Origin of the sequence: Streptomyces sp. NPDC018964 (assembly GCF_044390325.1) — a bacterium.
Classification (GTDB): Bacteria; Actinomycetota; Actinomycetes; order Streptomycetales; family Streptomycetaceae; genus Streptomyces.
Window position 1 is genome coordinate 236,125 of sequence record NZ_JBIRYZ010000004.1, and the last position, 19,688, is coordinate 255,812.

Annotated in this window: 20 protein-coding genes; 8 read left to right on the forward strand and 12 right to left on the reverse strand. The window is 71.6% G+C overall.

From position 1 onward, the window contains the following. Nucleotides 1–20: 20 nt before the first annotated feature. Nucleotides 21–938, forward strand: a complete 918-nt coding sequence (locus ACH5AO_RS08845; RefSeq protein ID WP_398923251.1) for a YihY/virulence factor BrkB family protein — start codon at nucleotides 21–23, stop codon at nucleotides 936–938. Here ACH5AO_RS08845 and ACH5AO_RS08850 read toward each other — a convergent pair. Then, on the reverse strand, nucleotides 886–2,175 hold the full coding sequence (locus ACH5AO_RS08850) for a D-alanyl-D-alanine carboxypeptidase family protein (protein ID WP_398923253.1): 1,290 nt from the start codon (nucleotides 2,173–2,175) through the stop codon (nucleotides 886–888). The genes ACH5AO_RS08845 and ACH5AO_RS08850 overlap by 53 nt on opposite strands. A 91-nt stretch (nucleotides 2,176–2,266) precedes the next feature. Here ACH5AO_RS08850 and ACH5AO_RS08855 point away from each other — a divergent pair, with 91 nt between their 5' ends. Both ACH5AO_RS08855 and ACH5AO_RS08860 read left to right on the forward strand, forming a co-directional pair. Then, nucleotides 2,267–2,515 carry an SCO4848 family membrane protein gene (locus ACH5AO_RS08855; RefSeq protein WP_030829790.1) on the forward strand — a complete coding sequence of 83 codons (249 nt, stop codon included), beginning with the start codon at nucleotides 2,267–2,269 and terminating at the stop codon, nucleotides 2,513–2,515. 24 nt (nucleotides 2,516–2,539) lie between these two features. After that, on the forward strand, nucleotides 2,540–3,850 hold the full coding sequence (locus ACH5AO_RS08860; RefSeq protein WP_398923255.1) for a metallophosphoesterase: 1,311 nt from the start codon (nucleotides 2,540–2,542) through the stop codon (nucleotides 3,848–3,850). A 194-nt stretch (nucleotides 3,851–4,044) separates the two neighbouring features. Here the strand turns inward: ACH5AO_RS08860 and ACH5AO_RS08865 are convergent, their stop codons facing one another. Both ACH5AO_RS08865 and ACH5AO_RS08870 read right to left on the reverse strand, forming a co-directional pair. Beyond that, complete coding sequence (locus ACH5AO_RS08865; protein WP_398923257.1) at nucleotides 4,045–5,559, reverse strand: sensor histidine kinase; 1,515 nt, start codon at nucleotides 5,557–5,559, stop codon at nucleotides 4,045–4,047. After that, on the reverse strand, nucleotides 5,556–6,245 hold the full coding sequence (locus tag ACH5AO_RS08870; RefSeq protein WP_398923259.1) for a response regulator transcription factor: 690 nt from the start codon (nucleotides 6,243–6,245) through the stop codon (nucleotides 5,556–5,558). Before ACH5AO_RS08870 ends, ACH5AO_RS08865 begins: the two co-directional genes overlap by 4 nt. A 162-nt stretch (nucleotides 6,246–6,407) precedes the next feature. Between ACH5AO_RS08870 and ACH5AO_RS08875 the strand changes: the two genes are divergently transcribed. Beyond that, nucleotides 6,408–8,825, forward strand: a complete 2,418-nt coding sequence (locus tag ACH5AO_RS08875; protein ID WP_398923635.1) for an MMPL family transporter — start codon at nucleotides 6,408–6,410, stop codon at nucleotides 8,823–8,825. On the opposite strand, the gene ACH5AO_RS08880 is transcribed toward ACH5AO_RS08875, so the two are convergent. The 9 genes from ACH5AO_RS08880 to ACH5AO_RS08920 all read right to left on the reverse strand — a co-directional run bounded on the left by ACH5AO_RS08880 (nucleotide 8,818) and on the right by ACH5AO_RS08920 (nucleotide 15,728). Next, entirely contained in the window at nucleotides 8,818–9,591 is a 774-nt protein-coding gene (locus tag ACH5AO_RS08880) for a TetR/AcrR family transcriptional regulator (protein ID WP_398923261.1), read from the reverse strand. The two genes, ACH5AO_RS08875 and ACH5AO_RS08880, sit on opposite strands and share 8 nt — an antisense overlap. Before the next feature lie 31 nt (nucleotides 9,592–9,622). Continuing rightward, entirely contained in the window at nucleotides 9,623–10,126 is a 504-nt protein-coding gene (locus tag ACH5AO_RS08885) for a thiol-disulfide oxidoreductase DCC family protein (RefSeq protein ID WP_398923263.1), read from the reverse strand. Then, nucleotides 10,123–10,539 (reverse strand): hypothetical protein, encoded by a 417-nt coding sequence (locus ACH5AO_RS08890; protein ID WP_398923265.1) that lies wholly within the window; start codon nucleotides 10,537–10,539, stop codon nucleotides 10,123–10,125. Before ACH5AO_RS08890 ends, ACH5AO_RS08885 begins: the two co-directional genes overlap by 4 nt. A 126-nt stretch (nucleotides 10,540–10,665) precedes the next feature. Continuing rightward, nucleotides 10,666–11,277, reverse strand: coding sequence for a Uma2 family endonuclease (locus tag ACH5AO_RS08895; RefSeq protein ID WP_398923267.1), 612 nt, complete (start codon nucleotides 11,275–11,277; stop codon nucleotides 10,666–10,668). Between the two features lie 158 nt (nucleotides 11,278–11,435). After that, nucleotides 11,436–12,215 (reverse strand): succinate dehydrogenase iron-sulfur subunit, encoded by a 780-nt coding sequence (locus ACH5AO_RS08900; protein WP_030829816.1) that lies wholly within the window; start codon nucleotides 12,213–12,215, stop codon nucleotides 11,436–11,438. Further along, the gene (gene sdhA, locus ACH5AO_RS08905; protein WP_398923269.1) at nucleotides 12,215–13,969 is read right to left on the reverse strand and encodes a succinate dehydrogenase flavoprotein subunit; all 1,755 of its coding nucleotides are present in this window, start codon (nucleotides 13,967–13,969) and stop codon (nucleotides 12,215–12,217) included. Before sdhA ends, ACH5AO_RS08900 begins: the two co-directional genes overlap by 1 nt. Before the next feature lie 19 nt (nucleotides 13,970–13,988). Then, nucleotides 13,989–14,471 (reverse strand): succinate dehydrogenase hydrophobic membrane anchor subunit, encoded by a 483-nt coding sequence (locus ACH5AO_RS08910; protein ID WP_398923271.1) that lies wholly within the window; start codon nucleotides 14,469–14,471, stop codon nucleotides 13,989–13,991. A 5-nt stretch (nucleotides 14,472–14,476) separates the two neighbouring features. Continuing rightward, nucleotides 14,477–14,857, reverse strand: coding sequence for a succinate dehydrogenase, cytochrome b556 subunit (sdhC, locus tag ACH5AO_RS08915; RefSeq protein WP_085571045.1), 381 nt, complete (start codon nucleotides 14,855–14,857; stop codon nucleotides 14,477–14,479). Between the two features lie 277 nt (nucleotides 14,858–15,134). Continuing rightward, on the reverse strand, nucleotides 15,135–15,728 hold the full coding sequence (locus tag ACH5AO_RS08920; protein ID WP_398923273.1) for a 2-oxo-4-hydroxy-4-carboxy-5-ureidoimidazoline decarboxylase: 594 nt from the start codon (nucleotides 15,726–15,728) through the stop codon (nucleotides 15,135–15,137). 215 nt (nucleotides 15,729–15,943) lie between these two features. On the opposite strand from ACH5AO_RS08920, the gene ACH5AO_RS08925 reads away from it, so the two are divergent. The 4 genes from ACH5AO_RS08925 (at nucleotide 15,944) to ACH5AO_RS08940 (ending at nucleotide 19,284) form a co-directional block, all read left to right on the forward strand. Next, nucleotides 15,944–17,527, forward strand: coding sequence for a glycoside hydrolase family 20 protein (locus ACH5AO_RS08925; RefSeq protein WP_398923637.1), 1,584 nt, complete (start codon nucleotides 15,944–15,946; stop codon nucleotides 17,525–17,527). Between the two features lie 118 nt (nucleotides 17,528–17,645). After that, nucleotides 17,646–18,152, forward strand: coding sequence for a hypothetical protein (locus ACH5AO_RS08930; protein ID WP_398923275.1), 507 nt, complete (start codon nucleotides 17,646–17,648; stop codon nucleotides 18,150–18,152). A 107-nt stretch (nucleotides 18,153–18,259) separates the two neighbouring features. Next, nucleotides 18,260–18,817, forward strand: a complete 558-nt coding sequence (locus tag ACH5AO_RS08935) for a hypothetical protein (protein WP_398923277.1) — start codon at nucleotides 18,260–18,262, stop codon at nucleotides 18,815–18,817. A 74-nt stretch (nucleotides 18,818–18,891) separates the two neighbouring features. Then, complete coding sequence (locus ACH5AO_RS08940) at nucleotides 18,892–19,284, forward strand: hypothetical protein (protein ID WP_398923279.1); 393 nt, start codon at nucleotides 18,892–18,894, stop codon at nucleotides 19,282–19,284. Nucleotides 19,285–19,688 lie beyond the last annotated feature (404 nt).

Genomic DNA, 19,688 nt, shown 5'->3' on the forward strand with positions numbered 1-19,688 from the left:
GGACGGGGCAGGGTCGGATCATGGACTGGCTGAAAAGGCTTCCGGTCGTCGGGCCGTGGACGGCCCGGCTGATGCTCACGCACGCGTGGCGGTCGTACGAGCGCCTGGACCGGGTGCACTGGGCGCGGCTGGCCGCCGCGATGACGTTCACCAGTTTCGTCGCGCTGTTCCCGCTGCTCACCGTGGCCGCCTCGATCGGCGCCGCCACCCTCGGCCGGGAACAGCGGGAGACCCTCCAGGACAGGATCACCGACCAGGTGCCCGGCATCTCCGACCAGCTGGACATCGGGGACCTGGTGGAGAACGCCGGCACCGTCGGGCTCATCGCCGGTGCCGCGCTGCTGTTCACCGGCGTCAGCTGGGCCGGTTCCACGCGCGCGTGCCTGCGCGCGGTGTGGGAACTGCCCGACGAGGAGGAGAACCCCTTCCTGCGCAAGGGCAAGGACTTGGGCGTCCTCGTCGGCCTGGGCGGCGCGGTGCTGATCACCCTGGCCGCCTCCGCCGTCGCCTCCGCGATGGTCGGCCGGATCAGCGGTGCCCTCGGGCTCGAGGAGGGCGGCTGGGGCGGGATCGTCCTGCACGTGGCGGCGTTCGCCGTCGCCGTCGGTGCCGACGTCCTGCTCCTGCTGTACGTCCTCACCCTGCTGCCCGGCGTCGAACCCGCCCGGCACCGCCTGATCGTCGCCGCCCTCACCGGCGCGGTCGGCTTCGAACTGCTGAAGCTGCTGCTCAGCGGCTATCTGCAGGGCGTGGCCACGAAGAGCATGTACGGCGCGTTCGGCGTCCCGGTGGCCCTGCTGCTGTGGATCAACCTCACCTCGAAACTGGTCCTGTTCTGCGCCGCCTGGACGGCGACGGGGAGCAAGCGGGACGAGGTCCCCGGGGTCACGGACGCGAGCGGCGGCGCACCAGGTCCGGCAGCGGCCAGCGCCGGTTGACCAGGAAGGCGCCCCCCGCCAGCAGCACCACCACTCCGCCGGCGATGCCCAGCGCGACCCCGACGCCGTCGGTTCCGCCGCCCGACGCGGCACTCGCCACCGGCTTCGAACCGGCCGCGACGGCACCGTCCCCGGTGCCCCCGGCCTCACCCGGGGAGGCGGACGGGCCCGGCTGGGCATCGGCCTGCGTCGCGCTCCTCGGCCGCACCAGCTCACCCACCGGCTCGACCTTGCCGGCCGCCTTGAAACCCCAGTCGAAGAGCTTCGCGGTCTCCTTGTAGGCCTCGTTGTGCTCGTTCTTCGACGGGTTCATCACGGTGACCAGCAGCACCTTGCCGTCCCGCTCGGCGACACCGGTGAAGGTGTTGCCCGCGTTGGTGGTGTAGCCGTTCTTCACCCCGGCTATGCCCTGGTAGACCGGCACGTCGGTGTCGCCGGCCAGCAGCCGGTTGGTGTTCTGGATCTCGAAGGACTCGCGGACCTTCTTGCCCTTCTTGTTCTTCTTCGTCTCACCGGGGAACTGCGCCCTGACCGTCGAGGCGTACTCCCGGAAGTCCTTCTTCTGCAGCCCGGAACGGGCGATCAGCGTCAGGTCGTACGCGGACGACACCTGCTTCGGGGCGTCGTAGCCGTCGGGGCTGACCACGAAGGTGTCGAGCGCCTGGAGCTCCTCGGCGTGCGCGTTCATCTCGTCGACGGTGTCCTCGACTCCGCCGTTCATCGCCGACAGCACGTGCACCGCGTCGTTGCCGGAGCGGAGGAAGACGCCCAGCCACAGGTCGTGGACGGTGTACGTCTCGTTCTCCTTGATGCCGACCATGCTGGAACCGGAGCCGACCCCGGCCAGGTCGGACGGCTCGACCTTGTGCTTCGTCGTCCTGGGCCACTTCGGCAGCAGCGTGTCCGCGAACAGCATCTTCAGCGTGCTCGCGGGGGCCAGCCGCCAGTGCGCGTTGTGGGCGGCGAGCACCTCGCCGGACTCGGCGTCGGCGACGATCCAGGAGCGGGCCGACAGCCCCTTCGGCAGCACCGGCACCCCGCTCGCGAGGTTGACCTGCGTCCCCGCCTGACCGAGCCGGGTACCGCCCACGATGGACATCTTCGCCGGGGGAGTGGCCGACGGACTCGTCGACGGTTTCGGGGCCGCGAGCGCGACGGGCGCGGTCAGCGCGGTGGAGAGCAGGACGGCGGAGGCGACCAGCAGCGATCGCCGGACGGTGTTCTTGGGTGCGGGCACGACCGGAAACGTACATGCCATGCCTGACGAAGTCCCGGGCAGGCCCCCACCCCGGGCAAGGATCCGGACACCGCCCGGTGATACTGGGCGTATGAAGCTCAGCCGCCCCGTCTCCTGGTTCCTGCTCGCCTTCGGGGTGTGGAGCTGGGTCATTTGGGTCACTTTCGTCAAGAACCTGGTCAAGGACAGCAGCGGACTCGCGTTCGAGGACGGGCACCCGACGGCGTACTTCTTCGTTCACCTGACGCTCGCCGTCGTCTCCTTCGTACTGGGGACGGTCATCGGGGGCATCGGGTTGCGCGGACTGCGCGCACTGAGCCGGACGTCACGGACGTCCTGACCGGGAACAGGGGAACTCCGCCTCGTGGCCATCGTTTTCGTACTCATCGCGCTACTGGTCGTGGCCGTCCTGGTGACGGGCAACTGGTACGTGTGGCGGCGCCTGTTCCGGGACACCACGGAGGGGCCGGGCGCGGTGCGCCGCGCGGGCGCCGTGCTGTTCGTCGGCGGCTGGGCGCTGACCGTCGGGGCCTTCGTCGCCGGGCGCGGCGGGGCCCCCTTCTGGCTCAAGCAGGTCCTGGCCTGGCCCGGATACCTGTGGCTGGCCCTGGCCCTGTACCTGCTGCTGGCGGTGCTCGCGGGCGAACTGGTGCGCCCGGTGCTGCGGCGGATCCTGGAGCGGCGGGCGGGGGCGTCGGAGGAGGCGGTACCCGTCCCCGCGCGGCCGGAGCCGATAGCGGCCGGGCAGGGCGCGGGGCGCGGTCCTGACAGCGGGACGGACGGCGGGACGGACGGGGACGGTCCGGCGGCAGACAGCGCCGCCCCCGGCCCGCGGGAGACGCCTGCCGCCCCCTCCCGGCGTCTGTTCGTCTCCCGTGTCGTCGGCGGGGCCGCCGCGGCGGCGGCCGTGGGGACCGTCGGCTACGGGACGTACGGCGTGCTGCGCGGCCCGCGGGTGAAGCGGGTCACCGTGCCGCTCGCCAAGCTTCCCCGCGCGGCGCACGGTTACCGCATCGCGGTGGTCAGCGACATCCACCTCGGGCCGGTGCTCGGACGCGGCTTCGCGCAGAAGGTCGTCGACACGGTCAACTCGACCCAGGCGGACCTGATCGCGGTCGTCGGCGACCTGGTGGACGGGAGCGTGAAGGACCTCGGCCCGGCCGCGGCCCCGCTGGCGCAGCTGAGGGCACGTCACGGCTCGTTCTTCGTCACCGGCAACCACGAGTACTTCTCCGGTGCCGAGCAGTGGGTCGAGGAGGTGCGGCGGCTCGGGCTGAACCCGCTGGAGAACGCCCGCACGGAGCTGCCGCACTTCGACCTGGCGGGAGTCAACGACGTGTCCGGAGAGGACGAGGGGCAGGGCCCGGACTACGCGAAGGCGCTCGGGGACCGGGACCGGGGGCGGGCGTGTGTGCTGCTCGCCCACCAGCCGGTGCAGATCCATGACGCCGTCGACCACGGTGTCGACCTCCAGTTGTCCGGCCACACCCACGGCGGGCAGCTGTTCCCCGGCAACCTCGTGGCCGGTCTGGCCAATCCCACCCTCGCGGGACTCGAGCGGTACGGGGACACGCAGTTGTACGTCAGCAGGGGGGCCGGTGCGTGGGGGCCGCCCACGCGGGTGGGGGCGCCGTCGGACATCACGGTGATCGAGTTGGCCTCCAAGCAGGCCTGAGGCGCTGGCGCGGGCCGGGGGTGGGTTTCGCTTACCCGCGCTCACGGGGTGCCGCCGCGCCCACCCGTGCCGCCCTGGGGGCACCTCCCAGGCCTTCAAGGCACTGGGGGAGGCACGATTGCCCGCAGTTAATGGGGGTGTCCTGGAAGCCGGTCGGGTCGCTGGCCTCGCGGCCGTCGGGGAGTGAACCGGTCTCACGCCGTGCGGCTCGCGGGGGTGGGTTCTGGGACGGGGGGCGTCGTGCCGTCGTCCGTCGGGCACGCTCCCGGGCGGGCCGGCAGGGTCACGGTCACCTTCAGCCCCTCGCCCGGCGCCGTCCGCACCGCCACCTCACCCCCGTGGGCCCGCACCACGCCCTGCACGATCGCCATGCCGAGGCCGCTCCCCGCGCCCCCGCCCGCGCGGAAGAAGCGGTCGAAGACGCGCGCCGCGTCCTCCGCCGCGAGTCCCGGCCCGTCGTCCGCCACGGACAGCCGCACCACCCCGTCCGCGCGGACCACCCCGAGCCGTACCGCGACGTCCGCCGGAGTGTGCGTCCGCACATTGCCCAGCAGGTTCCCCAGGACCTGCCGCAGCCCCGACTCGTCCGCGCGCACCAGTACCGAGCCGTCCGCGTCCACGCTCACCGCCCGCTCCGGCTGCTGCACCCGCAGGTCCTCCGCCGCGTCCCGCACCAGCCGGCACACGTCCACGTTCCGCAGCCGCAGTTCGGGACGCTGGTCCAGCCGGGCCAGCACCAGCAGTTCGTCGACGAGCCGCCCCATGCGGTCGGACTCCGCCAGCATCCTGTCCCAGGCCCGCCTGCGCTCCGTCGGCTCCCGCAGCATCCCCCGGTCGTACAGCTGGAGGTAGCCGCGTATCGCGGCCAGCGGCGTCCGCAGCTCGTGCGAGGCGTCGGCGACGAACCGCCGCAGCTGGGCCGCGCTGCGCTCGCGCGTGCGGTACGCCGACTCGACCTGCTGGAGCATCGAGTTGAGGGCGAGCCGCAGCTGCTCCACCTCGAGGATCGTCTCCCGGCTGGAGGGCACCCGCCGGGTCAGGTCCCCCTCCGCGATCGCCGACGAGGTCTCCACCATGTCCTCCAGCGGCCGCATCCGCCGCCGCACGCTGAACATGGTCAGGCAGGCCAGCAGCAGCAACAGCAGCGTCCCGATGGCCAGGTCGAACTTGACCGCCTTGGCGATGGCGTGGTGCACCACCTCGGTGGAGCCGGCGATCAGGATGTACGTGCCGTCCGCGAGCCGGGCGGCGGTGACGCGGTAGGCGGAGCCGCGCACGGTGACGTCGTGCGGTTCCGGGTCCTGGAGCAGGGTGCGCGCGTCACCCACCGCGTCGGCCAGGTCGCGCTGGGCCTTCGTCGGTTCGAAGCCGAGGACGCCGACGGGCTCGCCCCGGGTGTTCACGGCGGCGAAGATCGAGTCCGGGTCCTCCTCCCGGTTCCAGTCCGGGTCCACCCGGTCGCGGAAGAAGCTCAGCACGCTCAGCGAGTCGATCTGCCGCAGCGTCAGCTCCGTGCCGCCCAGCGAGTCCCGGGTGCGGGTCAGCTCCGTGTCGATCTGGTCCAGCAGGTAGTAGCGCATGCCCATCACGCTCACCGCGGTGGCCGCCACGATGCCGAGGGCCAGCAGCACCACGTTCGCCAGGGTCAGCGCCCCGCGCAGCGAGTGGACGCCCCGCCCGCGGCCCGGCTTCCGGATCGGGAGCCTCATGCCAGGCCGTACCCGACCCCGCGCCGGGTGGTGATCACCGGCGGGCCCAGGGTGTCGAGTTTGCGCCGCAGATAGCTGATGTAGGTCTCGACGACGGTCGACTCGGCCGGGGCGTGCTCGTACTGCCAGACGTGGCGCAGCAGTTGCTCCTTCGGCACGATCCGGCCGCCGTTGCGCACCAGGAAGCGCAGCAGCGCGTACTCGGTGGGGGTGAGCTCCACCGAGCGGCCCGCGCGGCGCACCGAGTACGTCGTCTCGTCCAGTTCCAGGTCGCCGTGGCGCAGCGGCGCCCGCTGCGGGAGGACGTCGGCGGGGCGGGTGCGGCGCAGTACGGCGGTGATCCGGGCGACGACCTCGTCGATGTTGAACGGCTTGGTGATGTAGTCGTCGCCGAAGCCGAGCGCGCCGACGACCTCGGCGGGCGCGTCCCGCGCGGTGAGGAACACCAGCGCCAGCTCCGGCCGGCGGGAGCGCAGTTCACGCCCCAGGGCGCGGCCGTCGCCGTCCGGCAGCATCACGTCGAGGAGGGCGCAGTCGGGGCGGGTGTGCTCGGTCAGCGCGAGCGCCTCGCGGACCGTGCCCGCGGTCATGACCTCGAAACGGTGGTAGCGCAGGGCGATGGCGAGGACGTCTGCGATGCTCTCCTCGTCCTCCACGACCAGCACGGTGCCGGGAGCTGTCGTCATGCCCCCAGTATCGGCTCGACTCCCCGTGGACGTACGGGACTTCTCTTTGGAGTTCCTTGAGAGTCCCGCGCCGGTCGTGTCCCCGCGCGGGTGCCGCCGTCGATGCTGCTGCCCAGGACCTGGGGGACCGACCGAGCGACGAAGGAGCTTGAAGTGGCGGTATTGGCACGCTGGTGCTATCGGCATCGGCTGGTGGTCCTGTTGCTGTGGGTGGGGGCGCTGCTCGGACTGGGGGTCTCGGCGAGCAGCGCGGGCACGAACTACGCGGAGGTCTTCTCGCTGCCGGACACCGACTCCAAGCGGGCGTACGACCTGATGGAGCGGGCGTTCCCGGAACGCGCCGGCGACACCGACACCGTGGTGTGGAAGGTCGACGAGGGCTCCGTGCGGGACGACTCCGTACGGTCCCGGATCGAGCCGGCGCTGACGGAGATCGGACGCATGGAGGGCGTCGGCGCCGTCACCAACCCCTACGGCGAGCAGGGCGCGGCGCAGATCAGCGAGGACGGGCGGATCGCCTACGCGCAGGTCACGTTCGCCGAGCAGGCGGACGCCGTGCCGAAGGAGCTGGTCCAGGACGTCGTCGACACGGCGCAGGACGCCGCGCGCGACGGGCTCCAGGTGGAGCTGGGCGGCCAGGCCATCACACGCGTCCAGGAACCGCCGACGGGCACCGCCGAACTGGTCGGCATCCTGGCCGCCGCCGTCGTGCTGTTCGTGGCCTTCGGGTCGCTCTTCGCGATGCTGCTGCCGATCGTGGTCGCCGTCTTCGGCGTCGGCACCGGCATGTTCGGCACGCAGCTGCTCAGCCACGTCACCAACGTCCCCGAACTCGCCACGCTGCTGTCCACGCTGATCGGCCTCGGCGTCGGCATCGACTACGCCCTGTTCATCGTCACCCGGCACCGGCGCGGCATCCTGCGCGGCGCCGACCCGGAGGAGGCGGCGGTCACCGCCCTCAACACCTCCGGCCGCGCGGTGCTGTTCGCGGGCGGCACGGTGTGCATCGCGCTCGCCGGGATGCTGGTGACGAACCTGCGGTTCCTGGACGGCGTGGTCATCGGCACCACCCTCACCGTCGTGCTGAGCGTGCTCGCCGCCGTCACCCTGCTGCCCGCGCTGCTCGGCCTGCTCGGCCACCGGGTGCTCAGCCGCCGCCAGCGCCGCGGGCTCGCGGAGCAGGGCCCGCGGACCGAGACGACGAGCGGTCTCGCCGCGCGCTGGTCCGCCGGCGTCCAGCGCCGCCCGCGGTCCGTGGCCGTCCTCGCCGTGGTTTTGATGGCGGCGCTCGCGGTCCCGCTGCTGTCGCTGCGCCTGGGCACCGTGGACCAGGGCAACGACGACGCCTCCATGACCACCAGGAAGGCCTACGACCTGCTCGCCGAGGGCTTCGGACCCGGCTTCAACGGCCCGCTCCAGGTGGTCGTGGACGGCGAGGCGTCCGACAACCTGGTGACCGTCCTGAAGGAGACCGAGGGCGTCGCCCAGGTCGCCGCCGTACCGCCCGCGAACGGCGTCACCGTCATCCAGGTCGTCCCCGCCACCTCCCCGCAGGACGCGGAGACGGACCGGCTCATCGACACCCTGCGCGACGACGTCATCCCGGAGGCGGGCGTCGAGGCCCACGTCGGCGGGGTGACCGCGGTGTCCAAGGACTTCGCGACGGTGACCGGCGAGCGGCTGCCGCTGTTCATCGGCACGATCATCGGCCTGGGCTTCCTGCTCCTGCTGCTCGCGTTCCGTTCCCTGGTGGTGCCGCTGACGGCCGCCGTGATGAACCTGCTCGCGGCGGCGGCCTCCTTCGGCGTCCTGGTGATGATCTTCCAGTGGGGCTACGGCCTGGACCTGCTGGGCCTCGGCGAGGAGGGCCCCATCGCGTCCTTCCTGCCGATCATCATGCTGTCGCTGCTGTTCGGGCTCTCCATGGACTACCAGGTGTTCCTGGTGAGCCGGATGCACGAGGAGTGGGTGCACACCCGGGACAACGCCCGCGCGGTGCGCGTCGGCCTCGCGGAGACCAGCCGCGTCATCAACTCCGCGGCCCTGATCATGGTCTGCGTCTTCCTCGCCTTCGTGCTCAGCGGCGACTACGGCGCCGCCATGGCGGGCGTGGGGCTGGCCGCCGCGGTCGCCCTGGACGCGTTCATCCTCCGTACGGCACTGGTGCCGGCCGTGATGCACCTGCTCGGGAAGTCCAACTGGTGGCTGCCGGCCGGTCTGGAGAAGCGGCTGCCGCACCTGGCGGTCGAACCGAAGGAGGAGGAGGCCGTGGCGGCCGAGCGGGTCCCCGCCCGGGACGAGGGCCCCTCCTCGGTGGTCCACGGCTTCGTCCGCACCGCCGACGGCGAACCCGTCGAGGGCGCGGCCGTCACCCTGCTGACCTCGGGCGGCCGTCAACTGGACCGCGTGGTCTCCCTCGCCGACGGCGCGTACATCGTCTCCGTGCCGGCTCCGGGCACCTATCTGCTCGCGGCCACGGCGGCCTCGCTCGGCTCCCGCGCGGCCCAGGTGACCGTGACGGACGGTCCCCTGACGCACGACGTGGAACTCGTGCCCGGTGAGGTGGACGCCGTCAACTGACGGCGTCGGGGCGCCCGTCGCCGGCGGGCGCCCCGTTCCCCTTCCTCGCCGGGTCGGGGAGCGCCTTGGTCATCCCGGGCAGGAACTCCGTGAACAGTTCGTGCACCTCGCGCACCAGGGGCCGTAGCACCCGGAAACGGGCCAGGGCGATGCCCCGCGCGGTGATCCGGGCGCCGCGCTCGGCCAGCCGGTAGCTGCGCTCCCGGCCCTCGGTGCGGTCGAAGATCCAGTACAGGACGAGCCCCATCTGGGACAGCCACATCAGCTCGGGCAGGATGTCCCGCAGCTCCTCGGGCACCTTGCCCTTCGTCCCGGCGAGCACCGCGCGGTGGACGCTGATCGCCTCCACGCGCGCGTGCTCCGACTCGGGGGAGAAGGGGCTGAGCGGGCTGTCCGGGTCGGCGGCGTTCTTGAAGAACTGCACCGCGAACTCGTGGTACGGCGTGGCAATGTCCAGCCACGCCTTCAGCACGCCCGCGAGCCGGGCCTCCAGGTCGGTCTCCCGGCGCAGGACCTCCCGGACGGCCACCTGGTGCTCGGCGGCGATCCGGTCGTAGAAGCCCTGGATCAGGTGTTCCTTGCCCTCGAAGTAGTAGTACGCGTTGCCGACGGAGACCCCCGCCTCCTTGGCGATGGCCCGCATGGTCGTCTTGTCGTACCCGCGCTCCTGGAAGAGCCGCATGGCGGTCTCCAGGATCAGGGCGCGGGTCTGCTCGGACTTGCTGAGGGTGGCGCCGTCGCCGGGGCCGTCGTTCTTCGCGGGCACGGAAGGAGCCTAACGCCAGGGAGGGCCCGCCCTACGGGGCGGTGCAGGTGCCCGCGCCGCAGCCCGGCGCGGTGTAGCTCCAGCCGTCGCGCGGATCGTACGTCCACCCGTCGCCCCGGCGGTACACGCCGCCGCCCCACCCGGACACCGCCCCGCGCCACTTGGCGGCGGCCAGCACCGCGCCCTTGGCGAGCAGGGCGCCGGACGGGGTGCTCAGCCGGTGGGCCAGCCGCCGGTACTCGCGCAGCGCCCACAGGGTGACGACCCAGGCGGCGGCGCCCCGGTACACCTGCCCGCCGTCACCGACCACGGTGATCTCCTCCAGGGTGGAGGCGTGGTCGAGGCCGGGGAAGCGGGCCCGCGCCGCCTCCGAGGCCGCCGGGACCAGCTCCAGGGGCACCAGCTGGGGCTGGCGCACCAGCCAGTCCCGTACGAAGGCGCACAGGGAGCACTCGGCGTCGTACAGCACGGTGAGCCGGCGGACCGGGACGCGCGCGGCGTCCCGGTCCCCGTGTGCGGTTGCCACGCCGCTCACGCCCCGGCCTGCGGGGCCGCCGGGGCCGCCCAGCCCTGCGGCGGCACCGGCGGGACCTGCTCCCGCTCCATCACCCCGCGCCGCCGGATCTTGTTGAGCACGTACACGTTGCCCAGGTGCATCACGCCGAGCACCAGCAGCACCACGCCGAGCTTGGTGGACAGGGCCTCGAAGATGCCGCGCGTGTCGGTGATCGTCTCGTCGTCGCTCAGGTACAGCGCGACGAACCCGAGGTTGACGAGGTAGAAGCCGACCACCAGGAGGTGGTTGACGGCGTCGGCGAGCTTCTCGTTGCCGTGCAGCACGTCGGACAGGAAGATCCGCCCGTTGCTGCTGAGCGTGCGAGCCACCCACACGGTCAGCCCGATGCTGACCACCAGGTAGATGACATAGGCGATGACCGTACGGTCCATGTCCCCCAGCCCTTCTTGAACACGTTCAAAACGCTGACAGGAGAGACTCTAGACCCATCTTTTGAACGTGTTCAACTCAAGGGCGCAGTGGGCTGCGTCACGAATCGGCCGTGCTCTGTGTGCGGCTCAGTCGGACGTGCGGGGCTGTCCCGCCCGAAGGATCTCGGTCACGTCCAGGGTGACCTTGGCGCCGATCGAGTCGGGGAGGGTGACCTGCTGGCCGGGGGAGTGGGTGCGGTGGGTGGCGTACTTGCCTCCCGCAGGGTCGGTCAGGACGTGGAGGCGCTGGTGCTCGCGGTCGACGACGACGTAGACGGGGACCTTGGCCTCGGCGTAGGCGGCGACCTTGGTCCTGAGGTCGGCCGCCCAGTTCTCCGAGGTGACCTCGAGGACGAGCCTGAAGCAGGCCGGGTCGTAGCAGTTGTTCTCGACGAGATGCCTGTCGATGTCCGTGTTCACCAGCGAGAGGTCCGGGACGGCGTAGTCCTCGACACCGGTGGGCAGCCAGAGCCCGATGCCCTGGACGACCTCCGTGTCACCGTCGGCCAGCCCCGCCGCGATGAAGGTGACCATGAAGTCGGTCAGGATGTGGGAGTGCGTGCCGTCCCGCAGCGGAGACACGAGGATCTGGCCTTCGATGATCTCGAAGCGGCATCCCGGACAGCGGTCCTCAAGATGATTCACCCACGCGGTCAGCGGACGCTCGTTGTGGCGCTGGTCGCCGGATGTCGCGGGCATGCGTGCCTCCTCGGGGCTGGAACCTGAAGCATCCTCATGCGGACCGCATGATGCTCGCGACACTCTTCCGGAGGCTTCACCCCAACGGGTGGCATATGCCAGAGGGCCCCGTCTCCAGCGGAGACGGGGCCCTCACGGACGTGAACGAACGACGTACCTCAGTAGCGACGCGTGATCAGCGCGCGCTTCACTTCCGCGATCGCCTTCGTGACCTCGATGCCGCGCGGGCAGGCGTCCGTGCAGTTGAAGGTCGTGCGGCAGCGCCAGACGCCGTCGCGGTCGTTGAGGATCTCCAGGCGCTGCTCGCCGGCCTCGTCACGCGAGTCGAAGATGAAGCGGTGCGCGTTGACGATGGCCGCCGGGCCGAAGTACTGCCCGTCGTTCCAGAACACCGGGCACGACGACGTGCACGCGGCGCACAGGATGCACTTGGTCGTGTCGTCGAAGCGCTCGCGGTCCTCGGCGGACTGCAGCCGCTCGCGCGTCGGCTCGTTGGTGTCCTTCGTGATCAGGAAGGGCATCACGTCCCGGTACGCCTGGAAGAACGGCTCCATGTCCACGACCAGGTCCTTGAGGACCGTCAGGCCCTTGATGGCCTCGACCGTGATCGGCTTCTCGGGGTTGATGTCCTTGATCAGCGTCTTGCACGCCAGGCGGTTCTTGCCGTTGATCCGCATGGCGTCGGAGCCGCAGATGCCGTGGGCGCAGGAACGGCGGAAGGTCAGCGTGCCGTCCAGGTCCCACTTGATCTTGTGCAGCGCGTCGAGGACACGCTCCTTGGGGTCGATCTCCAGCTGGAAGTCTTCCCAGACCGCCTCCGCCGAGACCTCCGGGTTGAACCGGCGGATCCGCATCGTGACGGTGATGTACGGGGAGTCGGCGAAACCGGGCTCGGGGGAACCGGCCGCGTCCGCCTTGTCCAGAACAGGGGTAGCCATCAGTACTTACGCTCCATCGGCTGGTAGCGGGTCTGGACGACCGGCTTGTAGTCCAGACGGACGGTCTCGGTGCCGTCGGCGCCGACCTCGCGGTACGCCATCGTGTGGCGCATGAAGTTGACGTCGTCGCGGTTCGGATAGTCCTCGCGGTAGTGACCGCCGCGGGACTCCTTGCGGGCGAGGGCCGACACCGCCATGACCTCGGCGAGGTCCAGCAGGTTGCCCAGCTCGATCGCTTCCAGCAGGTCCGTGTTGAACCGCTTGCCCTTGTCCTGGATGGCGACGTTCTTGTAGCGCTCGCGCAGCTCGGCGATCTTCTCGACCGCCGTCTTGATCGTCTGCTCGGTGCGGAACACCATGACGTTGGCGTCCATGGTCTCCTGCAGCTCACGGCGGATGGTGGCCACCCGCTCGTTGCCGGTGGAGGACCGCAGCCGCTCGATCTGCCCGACGACGAACGACTCCGGGTCCTCCGGCAGCTCGACGAAGTCGGCCTTCTGCGAGTACTCCGCCGCCGCGATGCCGGCCCGCTTGCCGAAGACGTTGATGTCCAGCAGCGAGTTGGTGCCCAGGCGGTTGGCGCCGTGCACGGAGACGCAGGCGACCTCGCCGGCCGCGTACAGACCCGGCACGACGGTGGTGTTGTCCGCGAGGACCTCACCCTGGACGTTGGTCGGGATGCCGCCCATCGCGTAGTGCGCGGTCGGCTGGATCGGGATCGGGTCCGTGTACGGCTCGATGCCGAGGTAGGTCCGCGCGAACTCCGTGATGTCGGGCAGCTTGGCGTCGAGCTGCTCCGGCGGGAGGTGCGTGAGGTCCAGGTAGACGTGGTCGCCCTCGGGACCGCAGCCGCGGCCCTCGCGGATCTCCGTGTAGATGGAGCGCGAGACGACGTCACGCGAGGCGAGGTCCTTCATGACCGGCGCGTACTTCTCCATGAAGCGCTCGCCGTCCTTGTTGCGCAGGATGCCGCCCTCACCGCGGGCGCCCTCCGTCAGCAGGATGCCCATGCGCCAGATGCCGGTCGGGTGGAACTGGAAGAACTCCATGTCCTCCAGCGGCAGCCCGCGCCGGTACACGGCGGCCTGGCCGTCACCGGTCAGCGTGTGCGCGTTCGACGTCACCTTGAAGAACTTGCCGGTGCCGCCGGACGCGTAGATCACGGCCTTCGCCTGGAAGACGTGGATCTCGCCGGTGGCCAGCTCGTACGCGACCACGCCGGCGGACTTCTTGACGCCGTCGACCTCGGTGATCAGCTGGTCCAGGACGTAGAACTCGTTGAAGAACTCCACGCCCTCCTTGACGCAGTTCTGGTACAGCGTCTGGAGGATCATGTGACCGGTGCGGTCGGCCGCGTAGCAGGAGCGGCGGACCGGGGCCTCGCCGTGGTTGCGGCTGTGACCGCCGAAGCGGCGCTGGTCGATGGTGCCGTTCGGGGTCCGGTTGAACGGCAGGCCCATCTTCTCCAGGTCGAGGACGGAGTCGATGGCCTCCTTCGCCAGGATCTCGGCGGCGTCCTGGTCGACCAGGTAGTCACCGCCCTTGACCGTGTCGAAGGTGTGCCACTCCCAGTTGTCCTCCTCCACGTTGGCCAGCGCGGCGGCCATGCCGCCCTGCGCGGCGCCCGTGTGGGAGCGGGTGGGGTAGAGCTTGGTCAGGACGGCGGTGCGGCTGCGCTTGGTCGACTCGATGGCCGCGCGCATGCCGGCGCCACCGGCGCCGACGATGACGGTGTCGTACTTGTGGATCTTCATAGTTCTCGCAGCCCCGTGCCTAGCGGATGTTCGGGTCGAAGGTGAAGATCACCAGCGTGCCCAGCAGGATGGTGAACACCGTGGCGGTGTAGAGCAGGCCCTTGAGCCACAGCCGGGTGTTCGGCCGCTCCGCGTAGTCGTTGATGACCGTGCGCAGGCCGTTGGCGCCGTGCAGCATCGCCAGCCACAGCATCAGCAGGTCCCAGACCTGCCAGAACGGCGAGGCCCAGCGGCCGGCCACGAAGGCGAAGCCGATCTTGGAGACGCCGCCGTCGAGGACCAGCTGGATCAGCAGGTGGCCGATGACGAGGACGACCAGGACGACGCCGGACAGGCGCATGAACAGCCAGGCGGCCAGCTCGAAGTTGCCACGGGTGGCCTTCGGGGTCTTCTTGGTCCGCTTGCGCGGGGGCTCGATGACCGGCGCCGGGTTGTCGACGGAGTAGAGCGAGGCGCCCTCGACGGGGCCGATGCCCGAGGCGGTGGTGTCAGTCGTGGACATGGGTGTCAGCTCCCGAACAGTTCACGAGCGGCGTGGCCGAGGACGGGGTAGATCGCCCCGAGCATCAGCACGACCCAGATGGCGACGACGGTCCAGAGCATCTGCTTCTGGTAGCGGGCGCCCTTGACCCAGAAGTCGACGGCGATGACACGCAGGCCGTTGAGCGCGTGGAACAGGATGGCGGCGACGAGGCCGTACTCCAGCAGCGCGACGATCGGCGTCTTGTACGTGGCCACGACGGTGTCGTAGGCCTCGGGGGACACCCGCACGAGGGCGGTGTCCAGCACGTGAACGAACAGGAAGAAGAAAATGAGGACGCCGGTGACTCGGTGAGCCACCCAGGACCACATTCCTTCCCGGCCGCGGTACAGCGTTCCAGCCGGCACGGAAGTTTCCTCCGGGAGCGGGGTTCGGGGCCGCGCCGGCTTTCCTTGTCGGTCGGGCCCGGCCGGGTACGGTCCACCGGCCCTCAGCATCGTAGCGACGGATGTCCGCGGCACTGACAGGGGGCCTGCCGGTGTGATCGAACTGGCACGCTTACGGACTATCGACGGCCACCGTGGTGGGGGTATGCGGTCTTTTGCCGGGTACGGCGCCGTCGTGGCTGGTCGCGCTCGCGCGGCGGAGCCGCGGACCGTCGCGGCCCCGCGCCCCCGGGGGCGCTCACCCGAGGATGTTCACCAGCCTGGCCCGTGCCAGGCGGCGGAGTTCTTCCGCCGCCACCGCCCGTTCGTCGTCCGGATCGTTCGCCAATCGTGACCGGATGCTCTCCAGGACCCGGTCCAGGGCCTCCTCCTCGGGGACGCCGTCCAGGCAGATGACGAAGACGTGGCCGAACTTGGCCTCGTACGCCGTGTGGGCCGCGGTCAGGGCCGTGTGGGCGGCGGAGTAGGTGCCGTCGGGGAGGGCGGGGAGGGATTCGGCGGCCAGGGCCTCCGTCAGTTCCCCGGGGGAGAGGTCGTACGCCGCCTCGTCGGAGGCGGCCAGGAGGGACGGCAGGTCGGGGTAGGGGCGGTGGCCGGAGAGGCGCAGGGCCCAGCGCAGGCTGCGCAGGCAGGCCAGGAGGGCGCGCTCGGCGTCCTCGGCGGGAGCGGTGTTGAACCGCTCGAGCGCGGGCGGGGCGCCGGGTGCGCCGCGGGACTGCCCGGGTATGGCGACTCGGCCGGGGAGGTCTGGGAGACGGTGCGCAGGCAGCGTGGGTCCTCGTGGGCGTCGCGTATGTGTCGATGGAAGATGCTGTGAGAGTTGTGACGACACGTTATCGAGTGCGTCCGAGACGTGTCCGATCGGTATCCCGAATTCACCCGGACGGCAGAGTTTGAAGGCGGCTCATCCGCCCCCTTCACCCGTTCGGGTCGTACGTTGGCCGGGTGAGTCAGCACAGGCAGCACGGACATCACGGAGAGCACGGGCGGCACGGGCGGCACGGGCGCCGCGCGGTGACGGGGGCGGGGGCGGCGCGGCGGCGGTGGGTGCCGGTCGTGGCCGTCGCCGCGGGCGCGCTGGTGGCCGCGTCCGGCGTGGGCCTCGGCCTCTGGACGGCCTCGGACGGCGACGGCGACGGCGCGTCCGCGAGCCGGGCGGCGGCCTCCCCCGCGAAGAGCCCGAGTCCGAGCCCCAGCCGCACCTACCCGCTGTCGCGGACGCCGCGCACCATACCCGCCGTACGCGACCACACCGCGGAGCGCGGTCCGGGCTGGCGCCCCGCGAAGGACCACCGGGTGGTCGTGGACGATCCCGCGCTGGCCGACGAGGGACGCCTGATAGCCGGCGAGCTGGGACTGGCGTACGCGGGGGAGAAGGACGACCGGCGGGCCGGGGACCTGCGGCTGGAGCTGAACCGGGACGCGGGCGCGAACCCCGAGTCGTACACGATGACCGTGCGGGACGGGCGGGTGACCGTCAGCGCCCCCGGCGAGGCGGGCGCGTTCTACGGCACCCGCACCCTCAAGCAGGAGATCAGGGGGACCGGCGCCGCCCCCGAGGGCGTGGTGCGCGACGAGCCCGCCAAGCCGCGGCGCGGACTGATGCTGGACATCGCGCGCAAGCACTACGACGCCGGCTGGATCGAGGACCGGATCCGCGAGCTGGGCGATCTGAAGTTCAACGAGATCGGCCTGCACTTCTCCGACGACCAGGGCTTCCGTATCGAGTCCGGCTCGCACCCGGAGATCGTGTCCGCGGACCACCTGACCAAGGCGCAGGTGAAGAGGATCGTCGACCTCGCGGAGAGCCGGCACATCACCGTCGTCCCCGAGATCGACTCGCCCGGACACCTCGGTGCGGTCCTCGCCGCCCACCCGGACCTCCAGCTGCGCGACGTGAACGGGGGCGCGGTACGCGGCGCGATCGACATCTCGAAGCCCGGGTCCGCCGAGATCGTCGACGACCTGCTGGACGAGTACGCCGGGCTCTTCCCGGGTGGGCAGTGGCACCTGGGCGGCGACGAGTACCAGGCGCTGGTGGTCCCCGACCCCGAGGCGTCGTTCCCGGGCCTTGCCGCCGCCGCGCGGGAGAAGTACGGCTCCGGCGCGACCGTGGAGGACCTGACCACCGGCTGGCTCAACGACCGGGCCGCCACCGTCCGCGCCCACGACCGCACGCCCCGCGCCTGGAACGACGGCTTCTTCCGGGGCGGCTCGGTGCGGGCGGCCGAGGACATCCGGGTCGCCTACTGGACCGGCAAGGAGATCGGCGCCCGGCAGCCCGCGGAGTACCTGAGCGAGGGCCGCGAGGTCGTCAACTACAACGACGAGTTCCTCTACTACGTCCTCGGGGAGCCCCTGACCTTCGTCTACCCGACGGGCGAGCGGATCTACGAGCAGTGGACACCCCTGGTGCTGCGCGGCACCACCGCCGTCCCGGAGCGGTACGACGACCGGATCCTCGGCGGGTCCTTCGCGGTCTGGGGCGACATCCCCGGGGCCCAGACCCAGGACCAGGTCGCGGACGGGATCAGGATGCCGCTGCGGGCGACCGTCCAGAAGCTCTGGGACCCGGACGAACCGGAGCTGTCCTGGGCGCGGTTCCGGGACCTGGCGGACAGGCTGGACTGACCGGCCCCCGGACGGGCCCGTGCCGCGGGACGGATTGCCGCATACGGCTGCGGACTCCCGTACGGCTGTGGTGGTGTTCTGACGGACCGACCGCGACACCAGGGGGGAACACCGGCACATGGGCTACTGGGGGTATTTCGTCGTGGGCCGCGGGGAGCGGCCGCTCGCCGAACTGGACACGCTGGCCGGCGCGGCCGGGGGCATGACCCTGCACACCTCGGCGCCCGGCGGCTGGCAGGTGTGGGAGTACCCGGACGGCCGGGGCGACATCGGGAACATGAACGACCTGGCCCGGGAGACCGGCGCGCCCGCGCTCTTCGGGTACGTCATGAACAGCGACTGCGTGGTGGTGGAGGCGGCGTCGCCGGAGAGCGGGGCGTGGACGACCTGCCTGGCGCGGGCCCGCATGGCCGGCTACCTCGAGGGGCAGCGGGAGGGGCTCACGCTGGAGGACTACTTCCTGGATCCCTCCGACGCCGCCGAGCGGGCCGTCTTCTGGGCCGAGGAGGCGGGGCACACCGTCTCCGCCGAGGACCTGGCCGAGGTGCTGACCGCCGACCCCGAACTGGTGGCCGAAAACCTGCTCTTCCGCCTCCTCGACCGGCTCGGCGTGGTGCCCCTGTGACACTCCTGGCCCGTCGCACGCAGTAAGGGGAAATGCGGGCTCCGTGAGGGACGGGGCACGTGAGGGCCTCGTTCGGGGGCCCGGGAACATTCCCTGAGGGGGCGTGGATGAGCCTGGTGGAACTGATCGAGCGGGCCGACGAGCGCGGGCTGGCCGTGAGCGGGCTGGCTTGTTTGGATCGGTGCGTGCCGCTGCTGGGCGGCGACGACGAGGCGCTGCGGCCGCTGTGGGCGAGCCTCTCCCCGGCCGCGCCCGCCGGTGACTGGGCCCAGCGGCTGGAGCAGGTCCGGGGCGCGCTGGACGCGGTGGACACCGGCGCGGACGAGGCCGTGACGCTCGCGCACCGGATGCTCGCCGACGCCCCCGCCGGGTGGTCCGCCGCCGGGCTGCGGGAGTGGACCGACGGCTGCTCCGTCGCCGCGCTGCGGATCCACCGGCTGCTGGACGGCGCCGCCGACGACTCGGGCCTCGCCGACGCCCGCCGTGACGGACGCTCCGACGGCCTGTCGCCGCTGCTCGCCGCCGAACTGCGCCGCCAGCTCACGGTCCTGGAACTCCTCACCGCCCACGGCCCGGCGGGCCTGCGCAGAGCCCTCGAGGTCTCGACGGAGGGACGCCGGGTCCTGCGCGCCGCGGTGTCCCGCCGCAGCCGCCGGGACGGCTGAGCCGCCGCCCGCGGCAGCAGGGTGACGAAACGCTTCGCCGGATCGCTTAGCAGGGTGTGACGACTGCGACGACTGTGACCACACAGCAGGAGACCAGGCCCTCGGCCGCGACCAAGCCGGTCCGCTGGGCGGCGGACGCGGTGGCGGCGATGCGCGAAGGAGCACGGCTGCGCCTCGACTACTCGGCGCGCAGTCTGTGGAGCGTCGACCGGATGATCGAGGACATACGCCAGGAGGCGGCCCCGCTCGCCGCCGTGGAACTGGTGCTGCGCGGGTTCGGCGCCTACGCCGGCGAGGTGATCGCCCGCCAGACCGGCGGCGAGTGGTGGTCCTCCGGGGGCGACCACTGGGTCCGCACCCCCGACGGCCGCCTCTGGGACCCCATCGACGAGGCCCGCCGCTGCTACACGGGCGACGGCTCCCTCCGCCTACTGTGCCGCGACGCGTCGGACGGTGTGCGGGGTTGACGTCTGGGGTGGTGGGGGTTTCGGGCGGAGCGGGGGCCTGACGCCTGTGACGGCCGGAGTTTCGCACGGCGCGGGAGCTCGGCGCGTGTGACGGTCGGGGTCCTGTGTGGGCGCCGTCTGTCCCTCAGGTGGCACTCCTCCGGGACCGGGGGTGGGCCGGACGTCACACGGGGAGTCGCCGGACCCGCGCATGGCCCGGTGGGCCCCATGGATGTGCGGGAGGCGAAGGGCTGTACGGAATCCGCGGGCCGGTCGTGGGGTGATCGCCGCGTCCGTGGCCCGTGGCGACCGCCGCCCGACGGCCGCCCGGTTGCCGGGGAGCGCGGGCGGACCGCCCGCCCGCGGGTGCCGTACGGGGCGTGTGACGGGCTGTGACACTTTCGTGGCGCCGGACGCTGATGACC